This window comes from Enterobacter sp. BNK-14, assembly GCF_047456095.1.
GTDB lineage: Bacteria > Pseudomonadota > Gammaproteobacteria > Enterobacterales > Enterobacteriaceae > Enterobacter > Enterobacter kobei.
Map to the genome: position 1 here is coordinate 687,823 of NZ_CP179897.1, position 12,053 is coordinate 699,875.

Annotated in this window: 18 protein-coding genes; 1 reads left to right on the plus strand and 17 read right to left on the minus strand. The window is 52.0% G+C overall.

The annotated features are described in order from the left end of the window. Positions 1-6: 6 nt before the first annotated feature. The 7 genes from ACMGGM_RS03295 to ACMGGM_RS03325 all read right to left on the minus strand — a co-directional run bounded on the left by ACMGGM_RS03295 (position 7) and on the right by ACMGGM_RS03325 (position 6,206). Positions 7-1,200 carry a phage tail sheath protein gene (locus ACMGGM_RS03295; RefSeq protein ID WP_414149099.1) on the minus strand — a complete coding sequence of 398 codons (1,194 nt, stop codon included), beginning with the start codon at positions 1,198-1,200 and terminating at the stop codon, positions 7-9. Between the two features lie 122 nt (positions 1,201-1,322). Beyond that, entirely contained in the window at positions 1,323-1,727 is a 405-nt protein-coding gene (locus ACMGGM_RS03300) for a tail fiber assembly protein (protein ID WP_032665574.1), read from the minus strand. Positions 1,728-1,738: 11 nt separating this feature from the next. Then, complete coding sequence (locus ACMGGM_RS03305; protein WP_038421049.1) at positions 1,739-3,769, minus strand: phage tail protein; 2,031 nt, start codon at positions 3,767-3,769, stop codon at positions 1,739-1,741. 11 nt (positions 3,770-3,780) lie between these two features. Further along, positions 3,781-4,311, minus strand: a complete 531-nt coding sequence (locus ACMGGM_RS03310) for a phage tail protein I (RefSeq protein WP_414149100.1) — start codon at positions 4,309-4,311, stop codon at positions 3,781-3,783. Further along, positions 4,304-5,212 carry a baseplate assembly protein gene (locus ACMGGM_RS03315; RefSeq protein WP_414149101.1) on the minus strand — a complete coding sequence of 303 codons (909 nt, stop codon included), beginning with the start codon at positions 5,210-5,212 and terminating at the stop codon, positions 4,304-4,306. Before ACMGGM_RS03315 ends, ACMGGM_RS03310 begins: the two co-directional genes overlap by 8 nt. Positions 5,213-5,217: 5 nt before the next feature. Then, on the minus strand, positions 5,218-5,568 hold the full coding sequence (locus ACMGGM_RS03320; RefSeq protein WP_414149102.1) for a GPW/gp25 family protein: 351 nt from the start codon (positions 5,566-5,568) through the stop codon (positions 5,218-5,220). Further along, the gene (locus ACMGGM_RS03325; RefSeq protein ID WP_414149103.1) at positions 5,565-6,206 is read right to left on the minus strand and encodes a phage baseplate assembly protein V; all 642 of its coding nucleotides are present in this window, start codon (positions 6,204-6,206) and stop codon (positions 5,565-5,567) included. Before ACMGGM_RS03325 ends, ACMGGM_RS03320 begins: the two co-directional genes overlap by 4 nt. A 206-nt stretch (positions 6,207-6,412) precedes the next feature. On the opposite strand from ACMGGM_RS03325, the gene ACMGGM_RS03330 reads away from it, so the two are divergent. Further along, complete coding sequence (locus ACMGGM_RS03330) at positions 6,413-6,925, plus strand: hypothetical protein (protein ID WP_414149104.1); 513 nt, start codon at positions 6,413-6,415, stop codon at positions 6,923-6,925. An 80-nt stretch (positions 6,926-7,005) separates the two neighbouring features. Here ACMGGM_RS03330 and ACMGGM_RS03335 read toward each other — a convergent pair whose 3' ends face one another. The 10 genes from ACMGGM_RS03335 to ACMGGM_RS03380 all read right to left on the minus strand — a co-directional run bounded on the left by ACMGGM_RS03335 (position 7,006) and on the right by ACMGGM_RS03380 (position 12,007). Then, entirely contained in the window at positions 7,006-8,379 is a 1,374-nt protein-coding gene (locus ACMGGM_RS03335; RefSeq protein ID WP_414149105.1) for a reverse transcriptase domain-containing protein, read from the minus strand. Beyond that, positions 8,354-8,911 carry an SLATT domain-containing protein gene (locus ACMGGM_RS03340; protein ID WP_414149106.1) on the minus strand — a complete coding sequence of 186 codons (558 nt, stop codon included), beginning with the start codon at positions 8,909-8,911 and terminating at the stop codon, positions 8,354-8,356. Before ACMGGM_RS03340 ends, ACMGGM_RS03335 begins: the two co-directional genes overlap by 26 nt. A gap of 257 nt (positions 8,912-9,168) precedes the next feature. Continuing rightward, positions 9,169-9,615: a phage virion morphogenesis protein gene (locus ACMGGM_RS03345; protein ID WP_414149107.1), complete on the minus strand. Its 447-nt coding sequence runs from the start codon at positions 9,613-9,615 to the stop codon at positions 9,169-9,171. Beyond that, positions 9,608-10,075 carry a phage tail protein gene (locus ACMGGM_RS03350; protein WP_414149108.1) on the minus strand — a complete coding sequence of 156 codons (468 nt, stop codon included), beginning with the start codon at positions 10,073-10,075 and terminating at the stop codon, positions 9,608-9,610. Before ACMGGM_RS03350 ends, ACMGGM_RS03345 begins: the two co-directional genes overlap by 8 nt. After that, complete coding sequence (lysC, locus tag ACMGGM_RS03355) at positions 10,038-10,283, minus strand: Rz1-like lysis system protein LysC (protein ID WP_231501499.1); 246 nt, start codon at positions 10,281-10,283, stop codon at positions 10,038-10,040. Before lysC ends, ACMGGM_RS03350 begins: the two co-directional genes overlap by 38 nt. Next, positions 10,171-10,596, minus strand: a complete 426-nt coding sequence (gene lysB, locus ACMGGM_RS03360) for an Rz-like lysis system protein LysB (protein WP_414149109.1) — start codon at positions 10,594-10,596, stop codon at positions 10,171-10,173. The genes lysC and lysB overlap by 113 nt, the downstream gene beginning before the upstream one ends. Then, on the minus strand, positions 10,593-11,102 hold the full coding sequence (locus ACMGGM_RS03365) for a lysozyme (protein WP_414149110.1): 510 nt from the start codon (positions 11,100-11,102) through the stop codon (positions 10,593-10,595). The genes lysB and ACMGGM_RS03365 overlap by 4 nt, the downstream gene beginning before the upstream one ends. After that, the gene (locus tag ACMGGM_RS03370; RefSeq protein ID WP_014170137.1) at positions 11,086-11,307 is read right to left on the minus strand and encodes a hypothetical protein; all 222 of its coding nucleotides are present in this window, start codon (positions 11,305-11,307) and stop codon (positions 11,086-11,088) included. The genes ACMGGM_RS03365 and ACMGGM_RS03370 overlap by 17 nt, the downstream gene beginning before the upstream one ends. Next, positions 11,298-11,501 (minus strand): tail protein X, encoded by a 204-nt coding sequence (locus ACMGGM_RS03375; RefSeq protein WP_006175797.1) that lies wholly within the window; start codon positions 11,499-11,501, stop codon positions 11,298-11,300. Before ACMGGM_RS03375 ends, ACMGGM_RS03370 begins: the two co-directional genes overlap by 10 nt. Next, the gene (locus tag ACMGGM_RS03380; protein ID WP_414149111.1) at positions 11,501-12,007 is read right to left on the minus strand and encodes a head completion/stabilization protein; all 507 of its coding nucleotides are present in this window, start codon (positions 12,005-12,007) and stop codon (positions 11,501-11,503) included. Before ACMGGM_RS03380 ends, ACMGGM_RS03375 begins: the two co-directional genes overlap by 1 nt. Positions 12,008-12,053: the final 46 nt, after the last annotated feature.

Below are 12,053 nucleotides of genomic sequence, written 5' to 3' on the forward strand. Positions count from 1 at the left end.
AGCTCCTTAGCTGTTGACCGAGTCTGACAGGTCTGCCAGATAGGTATCGGTGATGCGCTGGCGCAGGGTCAGGTTTTCCAGCGGCGGGACGGGGGTGTAGTCGTAATCGATATACAGCTTCCCGGCTTTCAGGGTTTCCACGGTGTTTGACTCCGGGTCGTACCAGCAGGAGCCGTCAACGATATAGCCGTTATTTTTCAGCTCGCGGAATTTGGCATTGATACCGGCGACGATGTCGCGGATGAGCGTTGCGGAAACGGGCTTATCCATCGCCCACGCGTGCGCCTCAGCCATCGTGTCGGCCAGCACCTGCGCCGTGCGGGTGTAATTTTCAAACACGAATAACGGGTCATCTGAGCAGGTGCGGTTGCCCCAGAATTTAAAACCGTCGTTACGGATGAGCGTTGTCACCCCGGCCTGATTCAGCAGGTTGGCGTCGGTAGCCTGCTCCTGCAAATCCCATGACACCGAGGCGCTGACGCCGGTGACGCCATTCACGCCGACGTTAGAGAGCGTTTTGTGCCAGCCGGTTTCCTGGTCGATTTTGGCGCGCAGGCCGAGCGCGCGGGCGGTCGCCCATGCAATATCGGTTTCGTTCGCCGTGGTGTCCCATGCCAGAAAATCAGGGTGAATGACCATCAGCTCGCGCTGGCTGAAGTTTTCCCGATAGGCGATCGCCTCGGAAATGGTCTTGCAACCCCACGCGCTCACGTAGCCGAACGCGCGCAGGCTCTGACAGGTCGACGCAAGCGCGGTCGCCACTTCCTGCGTATCCAGTCCCGGCACGCCGAGAATGCGCGGCTTAACGCCGGTGACGGTTTTCGCCGTTAACAGCGCTTTCAGCCCGGTGTATTTGCCGTTTTCGTCGGTCGTGCCGATGATGTTGGAAATGGTTTCTTTCTGCGCCGCTTCCGGGTCTTCCGGGTCGTCGATACCTTCGGGAACGCGCACCACCACAATGACCGGCTTGCACTGGTCGGCGATGGCCTGCAGGGATTTTGACAGCGTGCCTTTTTTACCGGCTTTACCGATAGCTGTTTGCACACTGGTAATCAGCACCGGCTCGTTAAGTGGAAACGTCTTTTCGTCAGCATCGCTGGCCGTGCAGACCATGCCGATGATGGCCGTCGAGACGGTGGAAATGGTGCGCGTGCCATCGTTAATCTCAATGACCTCGACGCCGTGATGATAGTCGCCCATCTGTTTAACTCCGTGGTTAAGGGGTGCGACTATTTTCTGTTGTGTGCTGCACGGGTGCGATGCAATGCCGTTGGTGGGGGAATGAAACAACAAACAAAAGCCCTCCGGGTGGAGGGCTCAGGTCAGACTGGTTTTTCAGGCCATTCTATTGATGGCGCCGCGCTGATATCGAGTCGGTTTAACATCACGCGGTAACGCTTCCAGCGGGTGAGCAATTCAGCCTCTTCCCCGGTGTCAATCCCGAGCTCGTATGCATCCTGCAGCGGCGTGATTCTGGCGTTAGCCTCAGCCATCAGTGCAGTCCGGGTTTCTTCAGCCAGTGCAATGAGCGCATCAGGCGTGGGCTCCGGCGGGTCGACTAAAATGGGGTTTCCGGCCTCGTCAGCAGCAATCACTTTGCCCGTGGATTGCCCCTCACGCAGCGAAAAGTATGATTCTTCACTGATTTCCACGGCATCAGCAGGAGTGGATTTATTCACCTCGTCGCAATAAAAACCCAGCGTTGTTTTCGAAAAATAATAATTCATCTTTTATCTTCCTAATAACCAATTGCAAACCAGCATAACTGGCGATCTGTTGCGGCAGTATTTGACAGGGAATATTGTGATGCCGATTTAATAAATCCCGTCATTGAGTTTTCGCCAGCCGTTCGCTCGATGTTGTTTGATACCGTCAGCGATGCGCAACCAGTCGGAAACGAAACCGGGAAACTTAATGTTCGCGTGGTTGCCCCGCTAACGCTCTCAATCCCCCACTGAAATATCATTCCCGTGTTGGAATCTTTAAACCATCCGCGCGACCCTCTCGATGCGGTATTGACCTTCTGGAAAGTGCTGTTAGCCAGCGACTTGGTATAAAAACGGTTATCGAAATTCTCATAGCTACCCGGCTTAATCTGGCCTCTCGCCTCCACATGCCCGCCACGGGTATCGACAAAGACCGTGACGCCCTCACTGCCGGTGAGGGTGCAATAGAATCCGATACCGTTCCATGATTTCAGCATCAGGTTATTACTGGAAAAACCTGCGCTATCCTCGCCCTGATAAATCCCCGTTGCGTTCCTGATTTTCACGCCTTCAGAGAAAGCGACCTCTTTCAGGAAAGTGCCCCCCTTTGACGCTGAAACGGCATCGACTTCATCAGCCGTGGGCGGGTTATTTGAATCGTAAAGCTTAATCCAGCCCTGCCACTGGCCGTTAATTTTTGTCCGGTGGCGCAGGGGCTCTTCCGGGCTACCTGCACGCCAGCCAATCTGTCGACCAGTATTCTGGTCGTACTGGCAATGAATCAGCTCAGAGGCCTTATTCGCAACCGGGCCATGAACACCCTCGGCGCTCATTCTGAAAAAACCATTAAAATTGATATTATTAGCATCAGTCAGACTGACACCTGCCACCGCACCCACACCAAAGTCACCGACCTGTAAGACTCGCCCGTCGGTGGTATCTGTGCGGGAGGTGGTCGCATCTTTTTTAGCCGCCGTGCCCGCATCATCCAGATTCGAGGTTTTCAGGCTGATATCTTTGGTGCCGTCAAAATCCACACCTGCAATTTTTCGCGCGGTGGCGAGTTTATTTGCGGCTTCCGCTGTACCCTTAACTGGTAACGCGCCGACATCGTCAGCTGTGGGCTTATACCCCTCATGGTAGATAGCCTTGTCGTCATACTTCAGCTCGCCCGTATGCTTCAGTTGCAGAAACTTATTCGACGCACCGTTAGCGATATACACATCAGAGTTACCCACCCCAAACGACACGCTGCCAATAGAGGTTTTAATTCCAAACCCACCTGTCAGCCAGCCGCCCGCAAGCGGTAAACGGCTATTTGCATTATCGTTAGCCGCTTTAACCGCTTTTGGCGTCGCTGCGACGCTCTCAGACGCGCTGTCTACCGCGCTACTGAGCTGGACGATACCCTTTTGCGTCGTGGTGGCGTCCTGAGCCGTATATTTCCCCTTAGCAAGGTCATACGCCGCCTTTACCGCTTTCGGCGTTGCTGCGACGCTCTCAGACGTGCTGTCGGTCGCACTGCTTAACTGCGTGAAACCCTTTGCTGTGAGCGTGGCGTCAGGGTGCCGGCGGGACTGCTCATGCTCCGCGAGCTTGTCGTCAACGTAGTCCTGCGTTGCCATTACCATTGAGGTGTCGATGGTCAGCTCGACTGATTCGATGTCGCTTACCATGATGACCATACGCACGGTCTGCGCACGGCCTGACCCCTCTGCCAGCGCTGGCTTGTAGCTTTCGGCCATGTTACCGACCGCAATCAGCGTGCCGGTATCATCATAAAGCCCCATTTCACGCATCCAGAAACCGCCGGTCTCCGGCGGGATAAGTAGCTCCGCCACGACATAATTTTTGTTTTTATTGTCCTGGCTGATTTTGTTCAGCGCGTGACGCCAGACCTCTTTGACGAGCTTTGTCTGGTTCGGGTCAGGCACCGGCAGCGTGCCGCCACCGTCGCCGATGGCCATCGCCGTAAAATTCACTTTTTTACCGTTAGGGACGGTCGCTGCGGCCAGCTTAACTGCACCGGCTTTGGTGATGACCGTTTTGTATTTCACTGTCATTGTTCTCTCACTTATCCGGGATAAACCGTGATGATGTCGCCGTCATAGGTCAGGGCTCCGGTGTAGAGGTTGCCGGGAATGTCCTGAATGATAGTCAGGCCGATAAGGTGGCGGCTGGCTGGTTTGGCATCCGCGATGAGCCGCTCCATCTCGTAATACATTTCCTCTGTGATGCCGGTCTCTAACACACCGATATCGAGGCGAAACGTGCCGGGCGGGTCGTTGGTTTCCCACCACTCGGACACGTTAATCAGGTAGCCGAGCGGCTCCACCACACGACGCACCGCGCCAATCGTCCCCTTGTGCGCGTGGATAAACCACGCCGCGCGGATCACTTCCCGTTTTGTGGCCTCCGGCCAGTTCTCGTCCCAGCGGTCAACGGAAAACGCCCACGCCAGCCACGGCAGCAGATTTGCCGGGCAGTCGTCAGGACTCCAGAGGCGACGCAGCGGAACGGGGGTATTTTCAATCTCAGCGCAGGCGCGCGCCGCCGCCACCTCAAGCGGTGACGAGCCCACCGGCAGCAGGCGGGTATCATTCATCATTGCCCCCGATCGTCACGCTGTACTCGCTGCACCATGACGCCTGCGTGTCATCGAGCACGATGTCGGCCACCGGTTCGGCCAGCTCGACACGCTGAACGCCTTCGACGTGGAGCGCGGCATAAATAGCCGATTTGCGGATATCGCGCCCGAGCCGGTGCTGCGCGGTGATATACGCCTGCAGCTTTGCTTTCGCAGCACTGAGCACCGGCTCACTTTCGGGACCGGGGTAAAGGTAAAGCGACGCGGTGATTTTATAGTCGACTATGTTCGCCGACTGCACGGTCACACGGTCTGCAACCGGCCTGACGTCCTCATCGTTGAGCGCGTTGCGCACGATAGCGAGCAGCTCGTCAGACGCCACGCCGTTATTTTCGCGGGACAGCACCGTCACCGTGACACACGCAGGCGCGGGACTGATAACCGAAATATCGGCGACCCGCCCGTCAGCGCTGCGGCCATGAAACTGATATGCGCCGGTAGAGCCTGCGGTACTCAGCCCCTCAAAGGCCTGTTGAATGCGCAGCCGGTAGTCGGTATCCGACTCCATCACGGCTGGCGTCGGCGGTAACGTCGTGTCGTCTGCAGGGGTGATGACAAGGCGCTCGACGTTGTAATTTCCGCCTATCTGGTCGAGGTCAGCACCGGCGGCATAGGCCAGCATGACCGCGCGCGCGGACTCGTTGACGCGCTGTCGCCAGATGACTTCCCGGTAGGCGTTTTCCTCCAGCAGCTTGACCAGCGGCTCAGACTCAAGCGACAGCGTGCGCGCGATCGCGTCCTGCTGGTCTTCCGGGTAGAGCGAGACGAGCGTCGCTTTTCGCTCGCTCAGGATGGTTTCATAGTCCAGTTCTTCCACGACGTCAGGCGCGGCGAGCTGGTTAAGGTCAACAATTGCCATAGCGTTTAACTCAGTGGAATGGTGAGAGAAAAAGACTGGCCGCCGGTGGAGCGCGTGCCGGTGATATCGACATACAGGCCGCCGTCGGTCTCCGACCGTTCAAAGGTGATGGTCGTGAGGCTGACGCGGGGCTCCCACTTCTGGATCGCGGAATAGCACGCGGCCATAATCTGCAGGCGCAGCGCCGGGGTCTGCGGCTGGTCAATCATTTGCGACAGAAGCGAGCCGTATTCACGGCGCATGACGCGCGAGCCAACCGGCGTGACCAGAATGTCGCGCACGCTTTGCCGGATATGCTCTACCTCAGAGATACTGAGGCCGGTCTGGCTGTTCATTCCCAGATAACGCACCGTCATTGCGTCCCCTTAGTCCAGCTTCCGCCGCTCTGTACGTTGCCGTGCGCGTGGTTATCCACCTGCACGCCGTTTGATTTCAGTGTCCCGCCGGTGTGCTCGATGTCCCCGCTCATCTTCCCGCCGTTCTTCACTTCGAGCGTGCCGGTTGTCAGCTTGTTGGTGCACACCACCTCCGGCGTATCGAGCGTGATGTGGCTCGACGCTTTCACCAGCACCACCGGCACGGTGGCCGTAATGGACTCAGACGCGGTGACGTCTGCGGTTTTGATGCCTGACACGGTGAGCGCGCCGTTTTCGGGCTCATACTCGATAACCGCCCCGTCAGGAAAGGAAACATGAAGCGCATCAGGGGAGGCAGACGGCGCGGGATGGTCATCCGATAAAATGCCGGGCAGCACAAACGCAGTATCGAGTTCGCCGCCGATCGCCAGCAAAAGCACCTGCTCGCCAACGGATGGAGCCCACCATACGCGCGAGCGACCGGCGCGGCAGGTCAACCAGTTAAGCCAGGTGGTTTCCATGCCGCCGGTCTGGACACGACAAAGCCCCTCGTCGTGGTCGACGTCTGTCACAATGCCGGTGCGGATAAGGTTGCGGATCGCGCGTGCGATTTCCTGCAGAGAATTTAAATTATTCATGGGTAAAGGATGCCGCCGGGCAAGGTCTGCGACAATCGAGGTAGGTTTTGTGGTGGATGTAACAACAACTGAATTTTTCACTACAAATTTTGGCAAATGTCTATCTGACTTAAATTATTTGCGACATAATGTAATATGTGAAGGTCATTTGAGAACACCTAATTGTTACGATGGACTTTAACCAATTATATATTCAGCAGGTAGCAATGAATAAAGCAGAGCATTATAAGGAAGTGTACGCTTATTTTGGATTAGCCATGTTCCGTGCACAATGTGTGGAACAATCAATAATACAACTGCTTATTTTTTTAGTGTTTTTTAAAGAAAACGCAACAAAATTTTCGTCAATAGAAAAGTGGGAGTTGGATTTTGATAATTTCGATAAAACCTTATCAAAAAAAACCATGGGACATCTTTTTGGCGCATTAAAGGAATTAGGGGTACTAAATGAAGTGATTGAAAGCACACTATCAAAAGCTTTGACCAAAAGAAACTGGTTAGCGCATGGTTATTTTGTAGATCGCGCTATTGAGTTTTTAAACAAAAGCGGTCGAAATCAAATGATAGGCGAGCTTGAAGAGATTATAGAATTATTTAACTTAGCCGAGAACCTTCTCCAGCCGATCTCGAAAAGACTTGAATTGCAGTATGGCTTAACTGATGATAAGTTAAAAGTAATGAGAAAAGAACTTTATCCATCTGAAACTGATGATATATAAAAATAAAATTAGGCACTGCTCACAACCCTATTGATAATAAATGTCATTTCATAGATGTTGAAGAACAGCACCAGTCCATCTCATGAGAAACCTGAAATATCTTGTTCAAGCTCTTTAACAGATGTGTTTATTTTATACTTAAACATTCTTTCTATTGACGCTGCACTCAATCCTTTTGCTTTTTCCTTTCCTATCCATAATGAAACAATCTCTCTTTGCTGTTCGATAGATAACTCATCAAAATTTGGGATGTATTTATGTGAGCTTTTTTCTCCTCGTCGCCATTCATAGTATGTTTTAATCAATGATTTTGGTTTAATTTCTGAATTTAGTTCAAAACGTTTCACCAGGTTAGCAATAGTATGATTTACGACCCTAAGCTGAGCTGTAGTAGAAATCTGAGAGAAATAAGCAACCCACCCCATTCTCTTGCCATTAAAAATACATCCAGTAATGCGTAGATTAAGCTTCCACTGGCAATATGCTAACGCTTTTTCTTTTTCTTTCTTACTTTCAGCCCTAACGAGAGCATGTCTATAGGCAGTAAATATCTTTGCCAGAGATGATTCAAATCTTAATATGCTATCCCTTTTGATACTGATACCCTGATCGCTAATCTCATATCCCAAGAAATTGAAAGGATCACTTAGCATGCCTACTACAGATTTAGATCCTTCTTCTCCGAGCGGATGAGGTGAGAGACCAACTTTTGTCAATTTATTGATAATTAAATTGGCTACATCAGATGCTCGCCCGATAGGGCTAAGCACTAAAATATCATCTACGTATCGTTTATACCATATATCTTTGATACCTTCGATCTCAGCATCTATCTTTTGCAATGCGATTTCCGCTAAAATATTTGAGATCGATAAACCTTGAGGAACCCCTATTGAACACGCCAGGCTTCCTTTACTGCCTCTTGACTCATTAACTGTAGGGGTAGAAATAGCCTTATTAATTAGCTGACGAAATTCTGGCTTTCTAATTTTCTGCTTAATTGACGCTATTATTAAACCATGTGGTATTGATGGGTAAAAGTTTTTAAGATCAATCTTAGCAAACTCGTAATATTTACCAGATTTCACAGCACTATCTAGTGACTCAATTACTACCTGAGGTAGCGATAGTTTTGCATCAGGATATACTTTAACTAAAGCATCGCATAGAGCTCGTAATGTTATACGATCCCGTACAGTAGGGATTGATATTTGTCTAGGGAAAGAATGAGCACCTTTAGAAATCAACTTTTCCTTATAGGCAGTAAATTTATAACTGCAATTAAAAACCTTTTTGGATATTAGAGCTACTTCTTTAGCGCATTCCTTTTCAAAGGAACTTGGTCTAACCCTATCGATACCGATAGCACCAGTCTCTTTAATTTTATCAAAATATAAAGATCTTAGGTATTTTTCACTAAAACATTTCTTAAAGGCCCGAGCCGCACTGCTCATAAAGACTCCATCCAATTAATAGAGGGGCAAGATACACTAAAAATAATATCATATATTTAACTATGCAAACAATGTATACATGTGCAAACTCTTTCCAGTCAGGCTTGCGAGTGCTTAAACTTCTAAAGTTCTTCACTCGAAAAACCTTATCATCCATATCGCTATGATTATCTACCTCGTTAAGTAACTCATCATATTTAACTATATCTTCATCTTCTACCTTTCCTCTGGTATAGATTAGATTATAAAGATTTTGTAATGCCAAATAATTACTACGCATATTAATTGCACGGCCGCGAAAATTTCTGTTTGCAACGGATAATGACACACCAAGCAAAGCAATGGATAAAATGGCACTAAATATATCTGTATTACTTCCTAACAAAGTAGGGAAACGTATAACAACAACCGCCAGTGCCGCACCTAGCACTGCATACCAAACGAGAATAAACTGTGAATGCGAATCCATCCATTCCAAGCGATGGTATGCATGAATTCTTGCTTTATAAGTAAACCAAACTTTATCTAACATGAGATAACTCCATTTAAATGAAGAGAGAGGCAGGAAGGTTTGGATACTTTGAACATCCCGTAGGATCATGAGTCAAACTCAACAGCTAACGCTGTTCTTTATCAGAGCCGCCCTTACCTGAGGTAAGAGGAAATGCCTGCCTCTCTCAGCTTTTTATATACCATGCCACTACCTATGAATCAACTTAAAATCAAAAACAAATATGGCAATCACGGCATAAAACATTATATAAAATATTTTATTTTTTATAGTAGTCCTCATCCAATTTTTTTTAAAATGGAGTACTCAATTGAACGTAAATCCTCCCTACAAAATCCTAATAGCTGTCGCTCCGAGTAGCGCATAACCTGAGCGCGAGGGCTTGGCCGGTCTTTGAGACCGTACTGATGGACACGCGCAATTCGCTGCACTTTGCCGGTAAACTCCACCACTGCACTGCTTTCACTGCCAGTGGCTTTCATGTACCGGCTCGTGCGGAGTTTCTGGAACATAGCCCGCTTAATCCGCCCGGTCTTAGCCCTGAGCGGCTGACGCTTTCGCGCCTGATACGGCGAGCCGTCCGGGGCTTTCTGCAGCTTGATGCGTTGCTGTTGCGACTTGCGCAGCTCCTTTGCTATTTCACCGGCCAGCTTCCGACGCGCTTCAGGTGACAGGGCAGCGATCAGACCATTGAGCCTGTCGTCAAAGGGCTTAAATTCATTCATCCCATTTGCTCACCAGTTCGCCGTTAATATAGAGCTCTTTTGGCCGGGTAACGGGCTCCGGCAGCGGCGGCTCAGGGGCATAGCTCACGTGCAGCGCGCCGTTTTCCTCTTTAATGATGGTGCGCTCGGTGAGGTGCAGGCTGATACTGATATCGACGCTGTCCCCGTCGTTCAAATCCATCTGGAAACGGTAGCCCTTTTTGCGGTCGTCATCGAGCGTGCAGATATCCGGCTGGTTCTCCCTGAGCCATGCGGCCACCGGCACGAAAATCAAATCAGGGTCGCCCACAAAGTCACACACGATCACATTCAGGGTATAAATTTTCTCGTGGGACAGGGAAGCCGCGAGCCGCGCATCGATATTCCCCTCGTCGGCAAAAATGCGCATCATCTCGGGATTGGTTTTAAGCTGCGGTACGGCGTCAGTTAACGCCTTGCGCAGGCTGATTGCTTTCTTCATCGAGTTTATCCTGACAGTCTTTGATGGTTTCAACCTGTAGCGCGCAGGCGGCGAGCGCGTGCTCAAGCCTGCGGATATCTGCACTCAGGTCGCCATTAGTGACCGGATCGCTTTCCGGCATCGGGCAATAGCTCACCTTCGGGCAGGCGCTGTAAACAATGACCGGCGGAGGCGCAACCGGCGCGGGTGTGCAGCCTGCGCACAACATCAGGCAGCTTGTCGCTATACCAGCGGCGTAACGTTTCATTCTCATTTATCAGCCTCGTGGTGGTTTCTTCCCGTCTCACGGCCATTGCACCGGCGGCGATTAACTCACCGCGTAAAGTGACCTGCGCGGTTTCGTTTTTCCTGGCAATTCCCTGCGAAACGGAAAGCTGATTTTTCAGCATTCCGATCACGTTGTTCTGTTCACCTGCGACCTTGTTTGCCCGTTCAAAGGAGCGGATCAGGTTGCCGTTTTCATGACGCTGCCAGAGCACAATCGCCATCAGCGCGGCCAGTAAAAACAACATCACTTTCATTGAATCCCCCTGATGCAGTAGGCACGCTCGCGCGCGCGGCGATTTTCCAGCCCGGTGCTGACTTTGCCATTCACATAAACCCAGCGGGTGAGCTGGTCGCACGCCTGCCACCATTGATGACGCTTGATGTACGAAACCAGCGTTGAGCGGCAGGCCGCGCCGGTTCCCACGTTGAATGAGAAGCTGACCAGCGCGTCGTAAACGTGCTGCGGCATTTCTACCGGCGCGCAGACCGCGAGACGTTTCTCGACGTTCATCACATCTGCGACAAGGTTCGCCGCAGCCTGACGCTCGGTGATGTCCCCTTTCGGGACGACGCCTGCAGTGTGGCCGATGCCTGACGTCCACACTCCCGCGCTGCACTGGTAAGGCGTCAGGCGACAACCTTCGAGGTCAGCAATCAGCGCCAGCCCCTCGGGCGAGGTGTTAAGCAGTCGAAAGTCAGGCATCAGCGCCGCCAGCGCCAGCACTGCGGCCACACTGCAACGTTTAACGATTAATTTCACGAATAGCCCCCTTATCGAGTCCGAGTGACGTCAGATAGAGATAGGTTTTGCGCTTAAACCAGTAGTTCGTCAGCGCGGTAAAAATGGCGCATCCGCCGCCCACGTAAAGCGCCATCTTTTCGGGTGAAATTGCCCCGAGATACGCCAGCGCAACGGCCAGCCAGTAGGCGATAAACGTGGTGATTTTTTCCATGCTCAGTCCCATAGATTCACCGTTTCGGTTCTGGCCGCGCTGTCGGTCTCGGGCAGCTCAATTGCCGTGCCGTGCGGCAGAATGACGCCGAGCTCAGACAGGCCGGGGTTAGCCTCCAGCACGGTTTCGACTACGCCCTCAGTTCGCCCGTAATAACGGGCGCAAATCGCGTCGAGGGTGTCGCCCTGCAGCGCATACGCTTTCATCAGATTTGCCCCACAATACAGCGCGCTTTGTCCTGGATACGCGCCACTGACCAGCGCATATCCCGCCACATCTCATCGATAGTGCTGTCGATGCTGTAGGCCTTTTTGTCACCTTTGGCGGTCGCATCCACGCCGCGAAAGCGCTCGTAAAGCGTTGCCGTCGCCATGGCACACACGGCGTTGAAATAGTGGAAAACGCGCACGCTCTCGCCGTCGAGCTGGTCGGTCGGGACATCCGCCAGCGTGGCGTGACCGGCTTCGAGCTGACGCTCGCGCCATTCGCTCAGCTCCGCGTTCGTTTCCGCGATGGCGGTCTTAATCGCCCGGCGCAGGCGCACGGGGGAAACGGTCTGTTCTAACCGCATTTCCTCCCGCACGCGCTTCGGATCCACGTCAGGAAAAAATGGGGTGTTTTTGATTACCGGCTCACTCACGCCCGGTGGCGGTATCACCACGCCCGGCACATCCTGCGGCTCTTTTTTTGGCTCAATAATCAGCGTCGTCATGACAACCTCGGGTAATAGGTGGGCGGTGGACGCCGTTCGCAGTCAG

What these genes read in the sequence shown, in the direction of transcription:
- ACMGGM_RS03295 (WP_414149099.1), bottom strand. Translation starts at nt 1,200, where the DNA reads ATGGGCGACTATCATCACGGCGTCGAGGTCATTGAGATTAACGATGGC.
- ACMGGM_RS03300 (WP_032665574.1), bottom strand. Translation starts at nt 1,727, where the DNA reads ATGAATTATTATTTTTCGAAAACAACGCTGGGTTTTTATTGCGACGAG.
- ACMGGM_RS03305 (WP_038421049.1), bottom strand. Translation starts at nt 3,769, where the DNA reads ATGACAGTGAAATACAAAACGGTCATCACCAAAGCCGGTGCAGTTAAG.
- ACMGGM_RS03310 (WP_414149100.1), bottom strand. Translation starts at nt 4,311, where the DNA reads ATGAATGATACCCGCCTGCTGCCGGTGGGCTCGTCACCGCTTGAGGTG.
- ACMGGM_RS03315 (WP_414149101.1), bottom strand. Translation starts at nt 5,212, where the DNA reads ATGGCAATTGTTGACCTTAACCAGCTCGCCGCGCCTGACGTCGTGGAA.
- ACMGGM_RS03320 (WP_414149102.1), bottom strand. Translation starts at nt 5,568, where the DNA reads ATGACGGTGCGTTATCTGGGAATGAACAGCCAGACCGGCCTCAGTATC.
- ACMGGM_RS03325 (WP_414149103.1), bottom strand. Translation starts at nt 6,206, where the DNA reads ATGAATAATTTAAATTCTCTGCAGGAAATCGCACGCGCGATCCGCAAC.
- ACMGGM_RS03330 (WP_414149104.1), top strand. Translation starts at nt 6,413, where the DNA reads ATGAATAAAGCAGAGCATTATAAGGAAGTGTACGCTTATTTTGGATTA.
- ACMGGM_RS03335 (WP_414149105.1), bottom strand. Translation starts at nt 8,379, where the DNA reads ATGAGCAGTGCGGCTCGGGCCTTTAAGAAATGTTTTAGTGAAAAATAC.
- ACMGGM_RS03340 (WP_414149106.1), bottom strand. Translation starts at nt 8,911, where the DNA reads ATGTTAGATAAAGTTTGGTTTACTTATAAAGCAAGAATTCATGCATAC.
- ACMGGM_RS03345 (WP_414149107.1), bottom strand. Translation starts at nt 9,615, where the DNA reads ATGAATGAATTTAAGCCCTTTGACGACAGGCTCAATGGTCTGATCGCT.
- ACMGGM_RS03350 (WP_414149108.1), bottom strand. Translation starts at nt 10,075, where the DNA reads ATGAAGAAAGCAATCAGCCTGCGCAAGGCGTTAACTGACGCCGTACCG.
- lysC (WP_231501499.1), bottom strand. Translation starts at nt 10,283, where the DNA reads ATGTTGTGCGCAGGCTGCACACCCGCGCCGGTTGCGCCTCCGCCGGTC.
- lysB (WP_414149109.1), bottom strand. Translation starts at nt 10,596, where the DNA reads ATGAAAGTGATGTTGTTTTTACTGGCCGCGCTGATGGCGATTGTGCTC.
- ACMGGM_RS03370 (WP_014170137.1), bottom strand. Translation starts at nt 11,307, where the DNA reads ATGGGACTGAGCATGGAAAAAATCACCACGTTTATCGCCTACTGGCTG.
- ACMGGM_RS03375 (WP_006175797.1), bottom strand. Translation starts at nt 11,501, where the DNA reads ATGAAAGCGTATGCGCTGCAGGGCGACACCCTCGACGCGATTTGCGCC.
- ACMGGM_RS03380 (WP_414149111.1), bottom strand. Translation starts at nt 12,007, where the DNA reads ATGACGACGCTGATTATTGAGCCAAAAAAAGAGCCGCAGGATGTGCCG.